The sequence below is a fragment of the Candidatus Cloacimonadota bacterium genome (genome assembly GCA_020532085.1).
In the GTDB taxonomy this organism is placed as follows: domain Bacteria; phylum Cloacimonadota; class Cloacimonadia; order Cloacimonadales; family Cloacimonadaceae; genus Syntrophosphaera.
In genome coordinates, this window is record JAJBAV010000018.1 from 22,688 (window position 1) to 39,483 (window position 16,796).

The 16,796-nt window shown below is 58.2% G+C and carries 13 protein-coding genes; 4 read left to right on the plus strand and 9 right to left on the minus strand.

Features of this window, described 5'->3' with window-relative positions; all coding sequences use genetic code 11:
- Window positions 1–21: 21 nt before the first annotated feature.
- The 3 genes from metG to LHW45_06185 all read right to left on the minus strand — a co-directional run bounded on the left by metG (window position 22) and on the right by LHW45_06185 (window position 4,278).
- On the minus strand, window positions 22–2,037 hold the full coding sequence (gene metG / locus LHW45_06175) for a methionine--tRNA ligase (GenBank protein MCB5285160.1): 2,016 nt from the start codon (window positions 2,035–2,037) through the stop codon (window positions 22–24).
- Complete coding sequence (locus tag LHW45_06180) at window positions 2,034–3,209, minus strand: aspartate kinase (GenBank protein MCB5285161.1); 1,176 nt, start codon at window positions 3,207–3,209, stop codon at window positions 2,034–2,036. Before LHW45_06180 ends, metG begins: the two co-directional genes overlap by 4 nt.
- A gap of 448 nt (window positions 3,210–3,657) precedes the next feature.
- Window positions 3,658–4,278, minus strand: a complete 621-nt coding sequence (locus LHW45_06185; protein MCB5285162.1) for a hypothetical protein — start codon at window positions 4,276–4,278, stop codon at window positions 3,658–3,660.
- Window positions 4,279–6,359: 2,081 nt separating this feature from the next.
- Here LHW45_06185 and LHW45_06190 point away from each other — a divergent pair.
- The 4 genes from LHW45_06190 to sppA all read left to right on the plus strand — a co-directional run bounded on the left by LHW45_06190 (window position 6,360) and on the right by sppA (window position 11,048).
- The gene (locus LHW45_06190; GenBank protein MCB5285163.1) at window positions 6,360–6,734 is read left to right on the plus strand and encodes a GntR family transcriptional regulator; all 375 of its coding nucleotides are present in this window, start codon (window positions 6,360–6,362) and stop codon (window positions 6,732–6,734) included.
- Window positions 6,727–7,584 carry an ABC transporter ATP-binding protein gene (locus LHW45_06195; GenBank protein MCB5285164.1) on the plus strand — a complete coding sequence of 286 codons (858 nt, stop codon included), beginning with the start codon at window positions 6,727–6,729 and terminating at the stop codon, window positions 7,582–7,584. Before LHW45_06190 ends, LHW45_06195 begins: the two co-directional genes overlap by 8 nt.
- On the plus strand, window positions 7,571–8,425 hold the full coding sequence (locus LHW45_06200) for a hypothetical protein (protein ID MCB5285165.1): 855 nt from the start codon (window positions 7,571–7,573) through the stop codon (window positions 8,423–8,425). The genes LHW45_06195 and LHW45_06200 overlap by 14 nt, the downstream gene beginning before the upstream one ends.
- A gap of 157 nt (window positions 8,426–8,582) precedes the next feature.
- Window positions 8,583–11,048: a signal peptide peptidase SppA gene (gene sppA / locus LHW45_06205; protein ID MCB5285166.1), complete on the plus strand. Its 2,466-nt coding sequence runs from the start codon at window positions 8,583–8,585 to the stop codon at window positions 11,046–11,048.
- 361 nt (window positions 11,049–11,409) lie between these two features.
- Here the strand turns inward: sppA and LHW45_06210 are convergent, their stop codons facing one another.
- From LHW45_06210 to LHW45_06235, 6 genes are read right to left on the minus strand one after another with little or no spacing between them, the layout of a single operon-like run.
- Window positions 11,410–11,889, minus strand: coding sequence for a tRNA (cytidine(34)-2'-O)-methyltransferase (locus LHW45_06210; GenBank protein MCB5285167.1), 480 nt, complete (start codon window positions 11,887–11,889; stop codon window positions 11,410–11,412).
- Window positions 11,890–11,891: 2 nt separating this feature from the next.
- Entirely contained in the window at window positions 11,892–12,962 is a 1,071-nt protein-coding gene (locus LHW45_06215) for a thiamine ABC transporter substrate-binding protein (GenBank protein ID MCB5285168.1), read from the minus strand.
- On the minus strand, window positions 12,962–13,711 hold the full coding sequence (locus tag LHW45_06220) for an ABC transporter permease (GenBank protein ID MCB5285169.1): 750 nt from the start codon (window positions 13,709–13,711) through the stop codon (window positions 12,962–12,964). The genes LHW45_06215 and LHW45_06220 overlap by 1 nt, the downstream gene beginning before the upstream one ends.
- Window positions 13,701–15,080 (minus strand): replicative DNA helicase, encoded by a 1,380-nt coding sequence (gene dnaB, locus LHW45_06225; protein MCB5285170.1) that lies wholly within the window; start codon window positions 15,078–15,080, stop codon window positions 13,701–13,703. The genes LHW45_06220 and dnaB overlap by 11 nt, the downstream gene beginning before the upstream one ends.
- A complete protein-coding gene (gene coaD / locus LHW45_06230; GenBank protein ID MCB5285171.1) occupies window positions 15,073–15,555 on the minus strand; it encodes a pantetheine-phosphate adenylyltransferase in 483 nt (160 codons plus the stop codon). The genes dnaB and coaD overlap by 8 nt, the downstream gene beginning before the upstream one ends.
- Window positions 15,555–16,787: a Xaa-Pro aminopeptidase gene (locus tag LHW45_06235; protein ID MCB5285172.1), complete on the minus strand. Its 1,233-nt coding sequence runs from the start codon at window positions 16,785–16,787 to the stop codon at window positions 15,555–15,557. Before LHW45_06235 ends, coaD begins: the two co-directional genes overlap by 1 nt.
- Window positions 16,788–16,796: the final 9 nt, after the last annotated feature.

The following is a 16,796-nucleotide window of genomic DNA, read 5'->3' on the forward strand; positions in this document are numbered from 1 at the left end:
TTTCATCGATATGTATTGTATTTACTTAACCACCGATCCTGGCGGACAAGCTTTGGCGGGATGGACCAGCAACAGGGTGTCCGGGGTGTTCACAGCCAGCACCATGCCTTGCGAAACGATCCCGCGGATGGTGCGGGGCTCCAGGTTCACCAGCATCAGCACCTGTTTGCCGGTAACGTCAGCGGCCTTGTAGTGTTCGGCGATGCCGGCCACCAGTTCCCGCTGTTCACTGCCGAGGTCCACCTTCAGATGCAGCAGCTTGTCGGTCTTGGGCACCGGAGCGGCCTCCAGCACTGTGGCCACGCGAATGTCCAGGCGGGAGAAATCATCGTAAGTGATCTGGGCCTTGATGGGTTCGGATGTTTCGGGCATGCCGGCCTGAGCGGCCTTCTGATGCAGGAGGGCGATCTCGGCCTCGATCTGGGCGTCGTCCAGCTTGGCAAAGAGGGGTTTGGTATCCCGCAGGGTGTAATCCGCGCCAAGGTCCGGCTGTTCCCATTTCGCCAGGGGTTCCAGGCCCATCATGCCGCGCAGGCGGTCCATGGCGGAGGGCAGGATGGGGAAGAGGGCCACGGAGACCAACCGCAGCAGGGTGAGGCAGGTCCAGAGTGTTTCTTTCACCGTCTCGGGATCGGTCTTGATCTCCGCCCAAGGCTTGCGTTCATCGAAGAAGCGGTTGCCCAGGCGGGCGATATCCATCACCAGGCGGGTATTGGCTTTCACCTGATAGTCCTGATAGCCGGCGTTGATCTGCCGGAAAACGGTGAAAGCCTCATCCAAAAGGGCCTGGGCGGAGGCACTGAGCTGGGGATGGGCGATCTTGCCGTCAAAGTTCTTGCCCGCGAAGGCGAAGACGCGGTTGGCCAGGTTGCCCAGCACGTTGTTGAGTTCGCCGTTCACCTTCAGCTGGAAATCGCGGAAGGAGAAATCGCTGTCGCCCTTTTCCGGAGCGATGCAGGCCAGATAGTAGCGCAGGTATTCGGCGGGGAACCTTTCCACGATCTCGTCCACCCAGATGGCCCAGTTGCGGCTGGTGGAGAGTTTTTTCCCTTCCAGGTTCAGGAATTCGTTGGCAGGGATGTCGTAGGGCAGGCAGTAGCTTTGGTTTTGCCCCATCAGCACTGCGGGCCAGATGAGGGCGTGGAAGATGATGTTGTCTTTGCCGATGAAGTGGACCAGCCTGGTTTCGGGATCAAGCCAGTAATCCTTCCAACGGTCCGGTTGGCCGCTGCGTTCGGCCCATTCCACGGTGGATGAGATGTAGCCGATGGGGGCTTCGAACCACACGTAGAGAACCTTGTCACCGGCGTCGGCCAGAGGCACTGGCACGCCCCAGCTGAGGTCGCGGGTGATGGGGCGCTCCACCAGTCCCTGTTCCAGCAGGTTGAGCATGAAATTGCGGACGTTTTCCTTCCAATAGTCCTTTTTGGCGATCCAGCGTTCCAGATGGGTCGAAAAGTCGTTCAGCTGCAGGTACCAGTGGGTGGTTTCGCGGATCACCGGCTGGTTTCCGCAGATCTTGCAGCGGGGCTCAACGAGGGTGGTGGTCTCGTAGATCTGGCCGCAGGCGTCGCACTGGTCTCCGCGGGCGCCGGGGTCCCCGCAGCGGGGGCAGGTGCCTTCCACATAGCGGTCCGGCAAAAAACGTTTGTCGTGCTCGCAATAGAATTGCCGGGTCACGCGCGGGATCACGTGCCCTTTGTCGTAGAGGGCGCTGAAGAAATCCTGCGAAAGCTGGTAGTGGGCGGGCCGGGAGGTCCCGGAGAAGTTGTCGAAATCGATCTCCAGCGCGGCGAAGGCGGCCTTGATCGATTCATGGTAGCGTTTCACCACCTCGGCGGGACTCACGCCTTCCTGGTCGGCGGAAATGGAGATCGGGGTGCCGTGTTCGTCCGTGCCGCAGATGTAGATCACATCCTCGTGATGCAGTTTCAGCCAGCGGACGAAGATGTCCGCCGGAAGATAGGCCCCGGCCACATGGCCGATGTGGAGTTTGCCGTTGGCGTAGGGAAGGGCGCTGGTTACCAGATATCTCATTTTCCCTCTCCAATGAAGGCCTGATGGAGCTTCAGGACGCAGGGGCGCACCTGATCCGAGGGCAGCAGCAGTTCGATGGTCATGTCGCTGTGCTGGACGCGGCGGAGACCGAAGGGGGCGCAGAGTTCCAGCGTGCGGGCCAGCCAGCCGGGATCGAGGTTGATGCCCAGACCCACCAGGGTCACATAGCCCAGGCCTGCTTCGCGGGTGAGGGCTTCCACCGCGTGTTGCTGCAGCAGATACTCCGCTTCGCCCCGGTATTTTTCCTCGATCATCAGTTCGATGCTGTGGTCGCCCACCGCGTATTTGAAGATCTCGTTGGTCCAGGCCTGCAGCAGCGGCGTCAGTTTGGCGTCGCGGGCCAGTTCCAGGCGGATCAGGTTTTCCTTGTGCGCGATGGCCGTGATCTTGCGTTCTTCCATCATCTCTTCCTTGCTTGCTTTTTCTGTGTGGATTAGGGTCCCGGGCGCGAAAGTGAAGGAACTTTTCACCTCCACGGGGATCTGGTATTTGCTGGCGAATTCCACGGCCCGGGGATGCAACACCTTGGAGCCGCTGTAGGCCAAAGCCAGCATCTGGGCATAGCCGATCCGTTTCAGCAGGCGGGCGTTCGGCACCACCCGGGGATCGGCGGTGTAAACCCCGTCCACGTCGGTGAAGATCTCGCAGCGCCCGGCCTGCAGGTAACAGGCCAAAGCCACCGCCGAGGTGTCCGATCCGCCCCGGCCCAGGGTGGTGATCTCCTTTGCCTGGCTAACGCCCTGAAACCCGGCCACGATCACGATCTTGCCGCCGCCCAACTCCTGGTTGATGCGAAAGGCGTTCACGTTCAGGATGCGGGCGTTGCCGTGCTGGTTGTCCGTGATGATCCCGCTCTGAGAACCGGTGAACGAGATGGAGCCGAAGCCTTCCTTCTGCAAAGCCAGCGAAAGCAGCGACATGCTGATCCTCTCGCCTGCGGTTAGCAGCATGTCCAATTCGCGCCGGGAGGGATGCTCGGAAATGCCGTGGGCCAGCTGCATCAGTTCGTCCGTGGTCTTGGCCATGGCTGAAACCACCAGCACCAGCGAATCTTCCGGACGCTTTTGCTGCGCTATCCTGCGGGCGATGTTCTGGATCAGGGCGGTGCTGCCCACGGAAGTACCGCCAAATTTTTTAACGATTATTGACATAGACAATCACCAAAATCTCTTTGGAAACCTTTTGTCAAGACTTTTTCTGGGCTGACCGCCTCATCCGCCCGTCCCGAACGCGCGTCTTACCAAAGCGGAACGCTTCCCGCGCGAAAAGAAGGGATGCAGCCTTGGCAGGAATAGCCCACCCAGACACAGGCCAATGCGGGATCGATCCAGACGCAGTATGCATCGACACCCTCCCAGGGCATTACCCGGAACGTCTGGATTCCGGGTCCGACTGCGTCGTCCCGGAATGACTTAGCTGACGGGTTTTCAAATTGAACAGCCCGGGACAGCGTTACACTCTTTCAACTTATCACCCTAACACCTTTTCACGCTTAAAGACCCTGTTCATCTGTTCACCTGTTGATCTGTTCCACCCTGCCGCGCCGTCAGCCTTGTCTCTTCATCCCCTTTTCCTCCAGATCGTGCTGCCGGAGGCGCGTCAGGTCTTTATCTTGAACAGGTGCTTGAAGTGGTTGGGGCCGGAAAAGTAGACCAGGCCAAGGTCTTTCACATGCCAGGATTCCAGGTGGTCCACCGTGTCGCCATCGGTGTAGGTGGCGTAGAGTTTCAGGCCGGTCATGGTGCCTTTGTAGGTATCCACCGGCACGTTCCGCTTCATCTTGAAGTCCGCCGTGAATGTCTTTTTCACCAGCACGGAGGTGTATTTGCCTTCCCAGTGCCAATTGAAGGTGTTCACATCGTTGATCTTCAGCGGAAACGCCGGCATGCGGGGTTTCACGTGGAAGGTGAGCGGAATGGGGAAGAGGTTCGATTTAACGTCGATGCGCACCAGATAGATCCAGTCGCCGTCGACCTTGTAATAATACTTGGTGTGGCGAACGCTGCGGGTGTCCAGATAAAAGTCCCAGCCTGCTTTCTTGCTGTCTTTGGGCAGGATGCAGGTGACCACCTGGGTAAAGGTCTTATCGCCTTCCTGGGTCCTATAATCCCAGCGCAGCTGACTCCACCAGGGGTAATACTGGGCCAGGGAGATCTTCTCGCCGCCGGCCGCCGCAGCCGCGGCCAGGAAAACCAACAGGATCAGAAGCGCTTTGTTCATCCGCAATTACCACGGCATGGAAAAAAACTCGCCAGCCCCGTTTCCGCCGGATATCTTGCCCAGAGCTGTTCTCCGCGTACGGGGAAGCAAGCGGGCAACCGATCATCATGTCCGTATTTATTCTTGTTCATGTCATTCCCGGATTTATGAACTTAAAAAAAGCACGCTCGCGGCATGGTTTTATTCTGTCAAGATTTCTTTTTTTCCATGTCGGCAAGGGGATCCAGGCCAACCCCCGCCCAGCCTCAAACCACTGTAATTCCGAACGCAGGAAAACAATCCAGTCTGTCGGGGGCATTGGCCTCACAGGGAGCGACTCCAACGCTCACATCACCGGATCGCCAGTATCATGAATCAATCCTTACTCATTACAGAATAAGAGAATAAGCTTGACACTAATTTTGGCTGTTTTGCAAACCGAGTGGGTTGCGAGATCGGCTGGATGCAGATCTTTCAATTGCCTTTACGCTCTCCGTTGTTCCGGGTGGTGAAGCCAGACCCGGAATCCAGACGGTCCGGGTAATGCCCTCCTGGACTGGCTATTCCCGCAAGGGCTGGATCCGTTTCACCCCACCGGCCTACAAGTTGTCCGGCGAGGACCCCGACGTCTCTTCCCGCCAGAGGCGCTCCGTTCCGGAATGGCGTGGGTTTGGGTCCGGTGAATGAGGGTTCTGCTGTAGTCGATGCTCCTGCGTCGCTCGACTCCAGCTACGTCATGCCAGCGCAGTCTGGCATCCGGTTCTTTTAACGGGGTGGCGTGGCCGTGGCGCAGCATGCCAATGCTGCGTTTTGGCTTTTCGCAGGATCGGCATCCTGCGCTACGGGGCTGTCCGTCATGCCAGCGCAAGCTGGCATCCAGGTCTTTCTGGATCCCGGAGTCCGGGATGACATTGACCGGAACAGAGGATTCTGTGAATATGCGGTAATCAGTTCAATCAATTCTATCAATTCTATCAATTCCTTATACACGGCCCCTTTTCAACCTCTCCGTCCAGGACCGGGATGATGGATATCTAATATACTGGTGTATATATACATATGTATAATATATACTAAATTAGTAGGTATTAGTAGTTATATAGGTATATATATGTAATATAGTGTCTTGCGTCCAGGTTTTACCATTACCCTCCCAAAAACGACAGCCGGGGCGGCCGTGTATAGGGAATTGATAGAATTGATAGAATTCATAGAATTCATAGCCTAGAAAAAAGGGGCCGTGTATAGGGAATTGATAGAATTGATAGAATTCATAGAATTCATAGCCCAAAAAAGGGGCCGCTTTTGGCAGCCCCTTATCTCCGTAACGGTCAGTTGATGTCCACTTACTCCAAGGCGGGATTGAGGTAACACTTCACGCTGACCCTGTTCATGTAACCGATCTCGTCCTTATGGCAGAGTGTCGCCTGCTTTTCCACCAAGCTCTCCACGCACTTGCGGAAGACCCGCTAGGGCAGGCGGGATTTGCAGAGCAGGCGGGAATGCTCCAGTCCCGGCTCCGGCGCCTTTTGGAGGTTCTTCAGCAGGTGGCGTTCCTCATCCAGCTTGCTGCCCTCGGTAAGCTGCTTCAAAGAGGCCTGCTCCTCATCCCTTTGAAACATATGAACGGATGAAAAAACCGGGTTGTAGGGAAAAATGCTCCCAAACCGGGAAGCGTGAGGACCCAGGAAAGGGCTGGATGCTGGAATTGAGCGCTTCATGTTTTTTCCGCGCATCCATGTTTTCTCATATGCTCGTTTATTGGGGTATGTTTACCAGCGCGAATATGTTCCCCGCATCGCCCCCGAATGATCGCCGCACAGCAGGCGGGGATCTACCGGGGGAGGGAATTTCGGAAAGAGAATAGGGATGAACAGGATGACCTGGATAAAGGCAGTCGCATCCACTCCATTTGATAATGAGAAAAAAAATCAACATCCACCAATACACGCTTCAGAAAAGATTTACAGGCAGCATCCACCTCGTTTCCGAAAGGCCAATTGGAGCAAAAAGCAAAAAAAATCTTGACAGGAATGTGGTAGTGTAATACTTGGCTACATCGCTACGGTGATACTACGGTAAATAACGTTACAGAGGTGGTTATGAAGATATTCAACGGCGACACGCCGATCTACCTGCAGCTGCGAGCCCACATCGAGGAGTTGATCCTGGAAGGGACGCTGGCCGAAGAGGCGCAGATCCACTCCCTGAGAGTGATGGCCAGCGAGTACGGGCTGAATCCCATCACGGTGGGCAACGCCCTCAGCCTTCTGGTGGAGGAAGGCGTGCTGGAGAAAAAGCGGGGGGTGGGGATGTTTGTGGCCCCTGGCGCGAGGGAACTGATCATCAGTGCCCGCGGAAAAGATTTCATCACGGACAGCCTGGAGCCGGTGCTGCGCAAAGCCCGGCAGTTGGAGCTGCCCAAAGCACAGATCATGCAAAGCTTAAACACGATATATGGAGGAAAGGATGAGTGAATTCATCTACCAAACCAACAACCTGAGCAAGTACTACGGCAAGTTCAAAGCCCTGGACGATGTAAATCTGAACCTGGGCAGCGGCCGGATCATCGGTTTGCTGGGCAAGAACGGAGCGGGAAAATCCACCCTGATGCGCTGTCTGCTGGGTTTTCTGAACCACGAGGGCAGCGTGAAGCTGGGGGAGAGGGAGATCAAACACCGGGACCACCGCGTGTTTGAGGAAGTGGCCTTCATCCCGGACGTGAGTGGATTGGACGACCGCCTCACCGTGCGCCAGACCATCGACTACATCCGGGGTGTGAATCCCCGCTGGAACGACGGACGGGCCCAGAAGCTGCTCGCCATCAGCAACCTGCCCCCGAAGTTCAAGGTGGGCAAACTTTCCAAAGGCATGAAAACGAAGCTCTACCTGTTGATCACGCTGTCGCTGGATGTGAGGTTCCTGCTGCTTGACGAACCCACCCTGGGTCTGGACATCGCCTTCCGCAAGGAGTTTTTCAACACCATCCTGGGCGAGTTCTTCGACGAGAGCAAGACCATCCTCATCTCCACCCATCAGGCGGAGGAGGTGGAGGACCTGCTGCAGGAAGTGATCTTCATCGACCGCGGGAGGATCCTGCTGCACGAAGATATGGAAAGCCTGAAAAGCCGGCTGCGGGTGGTCACCCTGCCCAGCGACCGGGAGCCCGAGATCCTCAACTACAAACCCCGCCTGGTTTCCCACACCCTGGGAATGACCAGCGCGGTGCTGGATTCCGAGGTGGACATCCCCGGCGCCGGCTACAACCGGGCCAATCTCGCGGACCTTTTCCTGTCCGTGGTGGGAGGAACAGATGAAACAGTGTAAAGCTCTTTTAAAAAAAGAATGGGACACCAACTGGGCGGGGGTCCTGATCCCGCTGTGGATAACCGGCGGAGTGTACGTTACCGCCCTGATCGGCTGGATCATCAGCCTGATCCGGGGGCACGATCTGGGCGCGCTGATGCAGGTTTCTGGAATGCCCGCAGGTTATGACGCCTTCATGCTGTATGGAACGGCGGCCGCCATCACCACCTTGCTGGGCTTTGTTTCCTTGCTCAGCGCGGCTGGTTTGGCGGATAGCGTGATCAACGGCGGCTTCAAGCGCCGCTGCGAGATCCTGCACTTTTCCCAGCCGGTCTCATTTCTGAAGATCGCCGGCAGCAAGTTCCTGCTTGTAAGCCTGGCAGTGATCCTGTTGTTCGGCGTCCTGTCGCTGCTGAACGCGGTTGTGATCACGGCAGTGGGCCGCCAGATGTTTTCCGGGGAATTCCACTACGGCCTCACGGGCTGGCTGCAATCCTTTGTTGGCGGCAGCCTCACGATCCTGTTCGTGGGTTCGCTGGCCTGGCTGTTCGCGGGCGTTTTCAAACGCAAGTCTTTCCTGATGGGGCTTCTGGTGCTGCTGGCCATCGAGGTGGTGATCGGCGTGCTGAACTACACCACCGGCTGGCGCATTCCCTCGCTGTTCGAGTTTCTGGGCAGGATGGTGGCCCTGAAGGTGGAGATCGATCCATCTGTTGGCGTGCTGGAAGCGCCCGATGTCCAAGCTGTGATCAGCAGGGGCTGGGATACGATCCTTTCCTGGACTTCGGCGCTCAAGCTGGCTCTCAGCGCGGTTTTCACCGTGGCCGGGGCCTGGCTTTACAAGTTTAGGGAGCTAAGCTGAAGATGATTTATATTGACAAAAAAGCCACAACTGAAAATGAAATGCCAAGGCCGGGAATCGCTCCCGGGCTGGAATTCCGGACCATGGAAAGCCGCACTGAAGGCAGACCGGAACGGGCCGGAAACATTCAGATCATTCTGTTCACCGAGGAGGATGAATGAAACATATCCTGGGGAGCCTGTTGCTCCTTCTCTCTCTACCCGCGATCGTTTGCGCCCAAACACCCGCGTGGCAAGACCTTGACCTCACCGGGCTGGATCATCCCACCGCCAGCATCGACAACCTCTTCATCCCGCTGGCCAATCCCTCCCTGCTGGGAACCGGCCACGCCAGCGGACTGGGCTGGGCCCACACGCTCGCCGACTGGAAATTCCGCCAGCACTACTGGATCTTCGCCAATCTGGACAACCTCAGCTACACCTATGAATACACCAAGGATGGGGCCGACAACGGCATGAATTTCCACACCCTGGCCCTGGGCACCGAAATGCTGCCCCGGAACATTCTGCCAAACCTCTACCTGGGCACGCATTACCGCTGGGCCAACGGCGACATCGGCCACGGCGACTGGCGCAGCGCCCTCACCTACAGGCCCCACGGCTCAACCTCTCTGGCCCTCCGGCTGGACAACCCCTATCAACAATCCCCGGCCTACCACGCCGGCGCGGCGCTGAGGCCCCTGGCCTTTGTTAAAGGGATCAGGGACGAGCGATTGGAACTGAGCGCGGATATCGATTACGACAAGGACGGCGGCAGCGGCTACGGGTTCAACGACCTCGTGGTAGGCGCTCACACCAGGATAGTGGATGGCCTGAACATCGGCGCTTCCTACAATCTGGACAAGCAAACCGCCTGGATGAACTTCAGCCTCAGCCTCGGCAAGACCGACCTCGGCGCCATCGCCACCGGAAAATCCGCCACCGATCACATCAGTGTGCCCTACATCCATTTCACGGACAACGTGTTCCGCCCCTTCCTGGGCCTGCGCGGCACAAACTGGTACGCGATGAAGCTGGGAGGGGAGATCAAGACCTACGCCGGACCGCAATACAGTTTCGGCAAGATCAGGATCATGGACGACCAGAGCAAAAGCATAGAAAGCGTGATCGCCGACATCAACCGGGCCAAAGACGATCCCTCCGTGCACGGCATCCTGCTCAAGAATCCTTCTTTTTCCACTTCCTACGCCCTGCTGCAGGAACTCACCGCCGCCTTCCAGGAATTCAAGGCCGCCGACAAGAACGTCGTCTTTTATTTCGACAATATAGGCAACGCCGGCTACATCTTCGCCGCCTCCATCGCCGACGCCATCTATCTAAATCCGCTGGGAGCGGTGGACCTGCGCGGCCTTTCCACCACCAGCCCCTACTTCAAGGAATTGCTGGACAGCCTGGGCGTGGAGGTGATGAACTTCCGCAGCCACAAATACAAAAACGCCGGCAACATGTTTTCCGAAACTGAGATGACCGCGGCCGAGCGTGAGGTTTACGATTCCCTGCTGCAGAGCATCTACGACCAGATGGCAGCCGCCATGAACGCGGGACGGGGCGACAAACTGAAAAGCTCCGTGCAGGAAACCATCGACGCCGGTCCTTACTACCTGGCCTCAGACGCCCTCGCGGCGGGCCTGGTGGACAAGGTGATCTATGAAGACGAACTCAACAAGCTGCTGAAGGACGAATTCAGCTTTGCCGGAACCCAGGGCAGCGTTCCCCAATATATCGATCATAGCTGGAGCCAGCCCCGCGAGAACCTCATTGCCGTGATCTACGCCCAGGGCAACATCGTGATGGGCAAAGGCGAGCCCGGCTTCGTGATCGCCCACGAAAACACGGTGAAACTGATTCGCGCCGCGCGGAAAAACCCCATGTACAAAGGCATCATCCTGCGCGTGGACAGCGGCGGCGGCTCGGCCCAGGCCTCGGACATCATCCTGCGTGAACTCCAACTGGCCCAAAGCGAAAACAAGAAGCCCGTGGTGGTCTCCATGGCCGGCGTGGCCGGTTCCGGCGGCTATTACATCGCCTGCGGGGCGGACCGCATCGTGGCCGAGCCTGCCACCATCACCGGCTCCATCGGGGTGATCGGGCTCTCGTTCGCCTTGCCGAAGCTCTACGACAAGCTCGGCGTGAACTGGTCCACTGTGAAGAAAGGCGCCAACGCCGATGTCGGAGCCACCCACCGCTATTGGAGCGAGGAAGAGCAAAGCCGGATGTCCGGATACATTGAAGCCGTTTACGAAGATTTCGTGAGGAAAGTGGACGCCGGACGCGACGGTTTGGATTACGACCAGGTGCACGCCATCGCCCAGGGTCGCGTCTGGACCGGCGAACAGGCCTTGGAGAACGGGCTTGTGGACGCGCTTGGCGGCCTCGACACCGCTGTGGAGGAAATGCGCGAACTCACCGGCATCAAAGGCCACATCAAGCTTGTGGACGCCACCACCTCCCAGGCGGGCGTGCAGATCAAACTCCAGGGAAATCCCCTCGGAACGTCCCTGCGGAATGCCGCCCTGGACGAATTTCTGGGAGACTATATCCGCGTTTATGAACTCTGGCGTGATTTCGGCGATGGTGAAGCGCTGATGCTCACCCCGCTGGAACTTGATGACATTCAGTTCTGACTCTAAAAAATCTGCATACATCAGAAGGGCCCGGGATCAACACCCGGGCCCATTTCTTTGGGGCTTGATGTCAAACCAGGTGGATTGGGTGACAAAATAGGCTCATGTTCAAATAGAGTGGGTCCGTCATCCCAGCGTAGGCTGGGATCCAGAAAAGCCCCGTGGCGCAGGATTCCGATCCTGCAAAAAGCCAAAAAGCAGCATTGGCATGCTGCGCTACGAACCCGATAAAAGACCTGGATTCCAGCCTGCGCTGGAATGACGGATAGGGTACTAGAGTTTACCCACCATAAATGAACTTGAGCCACAAAATATTCCCAGCTGGAGTTTGTTTCCCCTGGCTCACGCCGCCAGATCTGGCTCAGCCCCGGGGACAGCCGATCTGGCGCAGCGCTTCGAACAAGACTATGGCGACGGCGTTGGAAAGGTTCAGCGAGCGGATTTGGGGGTGCATGGGTATGGTCAGGGTTTGTGAGGGGTAAGCCTCCAGAAGTGTTCGCGGCAGGCCGCGCGATTCGGGACCAAAGACCAGAAAATCGCCCGGTTGATAGCGCGCGTCCAGATAGCTGCGCCGGGCTTTGGTGCTGCAGAGCCAGATCCTCTCCGGTGGGCAGAGGAGGGGGATCTCCTCCCAATCCTTGTGCAGCCTCAGTTCCAGGTGTTCCCAATAATCCAACCCGGCCCGTTTGAGCGCCTTGTCCGTGAGCAGGAATTTGCAGGGCTGGATGAGGTGCAGAGTGGCTCCGGTGCCCACGCAGAGCCTGCCGATGTTACCGGTGTTGGCCGGTATTTCCGGTTCATACAGAACCACGTTCAGGTCCACTGGCGGCAGGGACAGCATCTTCAGAGGCCGGGGAGGCTTTTGATCAGGCGATCCCAGTTTTCCAGCCAGAGGGGCAGGTTTTGGGCTGCTTCATACCTATCCAGGCGGCTGTTGACGCTGTAAACGCTCCAGGGCACACGGGCAAAGCCTCTCGGCAGGGGGGTGCGTCCGTTCACGGGCAGCATGGCCAGCTTGAACATCACAAATTGCTGGGTTTCCGCGGAGATCAGATGGCGCAGGAAAAGCAGGGCGGTGGCGCGGTTGGCGGCGCCTTTGCACAGGGCGGCGTATTCGGTGTGGCGAAACGATCCTTCCTGGGGGATCACAGCCTGGATGTGGCTTTCGGAGGGGTAAAACTCGCTGATCCAGGCCGGAACAGAGTTGTAGCCGATCATCAGGCCGCAATCTCCCTTCCGCAGAGCGTTCAAGGCTTCATGATGGTCGGCATAGAGATGGCGGACATTTTTACGGAAGCTATTCCAAAGCTGCTCGTATCCGCGCTCTCCAAACAGGGCCACGGTCCAGAGCAGGGAAGCGCGGCCCAGGCCGGTGGCGGAGGGATCGCAGAGGGCCAGTTGGTTGAAATAGCGCGCGTCCTGGAGTTCGCCAAAAGACCGGGGCGGGTCCGGAAATTTACGGGTGTCGCAGATGAAGCTCAGATTGGCGCTGGCGTAGGGGATGAGGCGCTGGTCCGGGTCGCGGGGGATCTCGTGGCTGATTTCCGAGAGCGCGATCTCCGGTAGGGCGGCAAAGGGATCCAGGATGGTGTCGGAGATGGCGAACGAGCTGTCCAGCCCCAGCACGAGGTCGGCATTGGCCAGGCTGTCGGACACGCTGAGGGAATCCATCAGTGAGATCAGGTCCGGGAAGATCACCACGTTCAGAGCGGTGTTGTTTTTGGCCCCGAAGTCCTTGAGGACGGCAGCCTCGAAGCCGGAGGAGCGGATGTGCTGCAGGGCGAAGATGGTCAGAGAGCTGGTCGGGGCGGGTTTTTCCGCTTTCGGTTCAGGTTTGGGCTTGCAATCTCCGCAGGCCAGCAGCAAAGCGAGCGTGACCGCGGTGGCGGCGGGGATCAGCTTGCGTGCTTGCATCACACGCTGCCCAAGATCACGAAAGCCACGATGAAATCCATCACCAGCACCCACACGGCGCTATAGACCACGGTTAGCATGGTGCTGCGTCCCACGCCCTCGGCGCCGCCTCTGGTGCGGTCGCCAAAAAAACAGGCCAGGGAAGTGATCACGAAGCCGAACACGATCGCTTTCACGATGCCGCTCAGCAGATCGAAGGTTTGAAAGTAGCTGCGGATGTTGTTGAAAAAAGTGTGGTAGTGGATGCCGTTGCGCAGCCAGTTGAAAAACCAAGCGCTGCCGATGCCGACCACGTTGGCGAAGATGGTGAGCAGGGGAAAGGCCACCACGCCGGCCGCGATGCGGGGCAGGTAGAGAAATTCCTCGGGTTCCACACTCATGCTGCTGAGGGCATCCAGTTGCTCGCTAACCCTCATGGAGCCTATCTCCGCGGCTATGGCAGCCCCCACCTTGCCGGTCATCACCAGGGCCGTGAGCACCGGCGCCAGCTCGATCATGGTGGATTTGCTGATCAATACACTGAAGAGGTGGTCCGGAATGTAGCCGCGTCCCTGATAGACAAGCTGCAGCGCGGTCACGAGGCCGGTGAAGGAAGAGGTGAGGGCGATCAGCGGCAGGGAATCCACGCCGATGCGCTTGATCTGGATTACAAGTTCCTGACGCCTTTTGCCCAGATGAGGCAGGCGTTTCAGCACCCTGCCGTTGAAGATGGTGAAAGCGCCCACACCGGCCAGGAAATCAAGTTTCATGCGCAGTGTCGATGCTGCGGAAGAGGGTGTATTCCTTTACAAAGCCGAGGTCAACCGAGCCTGTGGAGCCATGGCGGTTTTTTCCCACGATCACTTCCGCGACGCCGGGTTTTTCCGATTTCTCGCCGAAGTAATAATCGTCCCGGTAGATGAACATCACCAGGTCGGCGTCCTGTTCGATGGCTCCGGACTCACGCAGGTCAGCCAGGCGGGGGCGTTTTTCCTCGCGGGTTTCCAGCATGCGGTTGAGCTGGGATAGGGCCACCACCGGGATCTTCATGTCCTTGGCCAGGATCTTCAGCGCGCGTGAGATCTCCGAGATCTCCTGCTGGCGGCTGTCGCGGTCCTTGGGCAGGGTCATCAGCTGCAGATAGTCGATGATGACCAGGTCGATGCCTCCGGCGTCGGCGGCCAGACGCCGCGTTTTCGCGCGGATGTCCAGAGGGGTGTTGGTGCCGGATTCGTCTATGTAGATGGGTTTCGCGGAGAGCACTTCGGAGGCCTGCATGATGCGGATGAGCTTTTCCTCGTTCATCCCGTAACCCTTGAGCATGGCGTCCATGTTCACTTCTGAAGCGCTGCTGAACATGCGCATGATCACTTCGTCGGCGGCCATTTCCATGGTGAAGATGGCCACTGTTTTACCCATGTTCACCGCGGCGTGGGAAGCGATGTTCAGGGCCAAGGATGTTTTGCCCATGGCGGGGCGCGCGGCTATGATGATGAACTGGCCTGGCCGGAACCCGCCGGTGAGGCGGTCCAGGTCGCCGTAGCCGCTGGGAACGCCCACCACCGGGATCTTCGAGGTGGCGATGGCGTCGATGGTCTTCAGCACCTCGTGGCTGATCTCGTCGAAACGCTGGAAACCCTGATGGTGAGGGAGTTCGGCTATTCTGAAGATCTCCTGCTCGGCCTCGTCGACGATGTCCTTCACGGATTTGGGCGAGCTGTAGCAGGATTCGATGATGCCGTTGCAGGCCACGATCAGATGCCGCAGCAGGGCTTTCTCGGTGAGGATGTTCAGGTGGTAGTCGAAGTTGGCACTCGAGACCACAAAGTCGGCCAGATCGTTGATATAGGGTATTCCCCCGGCCTTTTCGAGGGTGTTGTTGCGCTCCATGCGGCTGGCCAGGGTTACGGGGTCGGTTTCCACGCCTTCGTTGAAAAGCTCGCAGATGGCGCGGAAGACCAGCTTGTTGGCGGCACGGGAAAAATATTCTTCCTTGATGGTTTCGATGCCTTTGCTCACCATGCTGGAATCGATGATCATGGCCGAAAGCACTCCGGCTTCGGCGTTCACGTCGGTGGGCAGGGCGCGGTCGGAGATCTGAGTGACGTCTTTGGGGGCGGGATCCGCTTTCTTAGCCATCTTTCAGCTTTTCCGAGAGGGCTTGGGCCACATTTTCCGGCACGAAATCCTTGAGTTCGGAGCCAAGCTCTGCCAGCTGGCGGATCATGGAAGATGAGAGGTACATGTAGCGCAGGCTGGGCACCAGAAACAGGGTTTCAATGGCGGGATCGAGCTTGGTGTTCGTAAGGGCCAGGGCCAGCTCGTACTCAAAATCCGAAACGGCGCGCAAGCCGCGGATCATCACCCGGCAATCCTGCCCGCGGGCGAACTCCACCGCCAGGCCTTCAAAACCCCGCACCTCCACGTTGGGAATGTGTTTCACAGCCTCCGAGCACAGCCGGATGCGCTCTTCCAGGCCAAACAGGTTTTCCTTGCCCGTGTAGCCCGCCACGGCCAGGATCACCCGATCAAAGAGTTTGGCGGCCTTTTCCAAGATGTTCACATGGCCCAGGGTGATGGGGTCGAAAGTTCCGGGATAGATGGCTTTGCTGATCATGACGCGTTCACCCGGCGGCGCAGTTTCTCGATGTCCTTGATCTCCTTGGGGATCTTGGCGGAAAGCACTTTGGAGCCGGTTTTGGTAACCAGCACGTCGTCTTCGATGCGCACGCCGAGGCTTTCCTCCGGAAGGTAGAGCCCGGGCTCGACGGTGATCACGTTGCCCTCTTCCAGAGCGGCTTCGCGGCCGCCGAGGTCGTGGGTGTCCATGCCCAGAAAGTGGCTCACGCCGTGCATGTAATATCTGCCCACCTGGTCCTCGGAATCGATCAGGCCCAAGGAGATCAGTCCCCGCGCCAGTCCCTTTTTGGTAATGTCGTTAAGTTCGGATAGCGTCACCCCGGGCTTCACGGCCGCGATCACCTCTTTCTGCACCTCCAGCACCAGGCTGTAGATCTGCTTTTGGCGCGCGGTGAACTTCCGGCCGCTGGGGAAACAGCGGGTGATGTCGGCGCTGTAGCCGTTGCAGTCGGCGCCCACGTCCATCAGCACCAGTTCATTTTCGCCCACCCGGCAGTTGTTCTTTTCGTAGTGAAGGGTGGCGGCGTTGATCCCGGCGGCGATGATGGGTGAAAAACCCCAGGCCTGGAGCCCGCTTACCTGCATGCGGTAAAAGAGGGTGGCTTCCAGCTCGTATTCCATCATGCCTGCCGTGGCGGAACCCACGATGTCTTCGATGCCCTGGCCGGTGATGTCGATGGCCTTCTGCAGCTGCTTCACCTCCCAGGCATCCTTGAGCTTGCGCAGCGGGGCGATGAGGTCGTTCAGCTGGTTGATCTGGATCTGCGGATGGCGGTCGCGCACGGGCTGCAGCATGTGCATGGCCAGGGTGGGCGGCTGGTTCAGGCCGGCGAAGCCGAGGTTGGCATGGATCACCTGCATGAAGGGACACATCGCGGAAAGGGTGGGGTAAAACTCGTCCAGATAGCGCACGCGCTGGATCCCGCTGATCCCCGTGGCTTCCTTCGCGTCCAGTTTTTCGCCTTCCCAGACAATGCGTTCGGGATCGCTGCGTTCGATGAAGAGCATCTCGTTGAAGCGACCGCCAAATTTGCCCGCCACATAGATCAGTTCAGGATGGTTGAGCCCAGTGAGGTAAAGGAAATTTTTGTCCTGGCTAAACTTTTGCAGTTTGCCTTGGGTATTGGCAAAGACAATAACGTGTTCGCCGTCGGAAAGGAGTGCGGCCAGGCGTTCCCGGCGCGGCGCTGTGATTTCAGCAGTCATGGTTCTTCC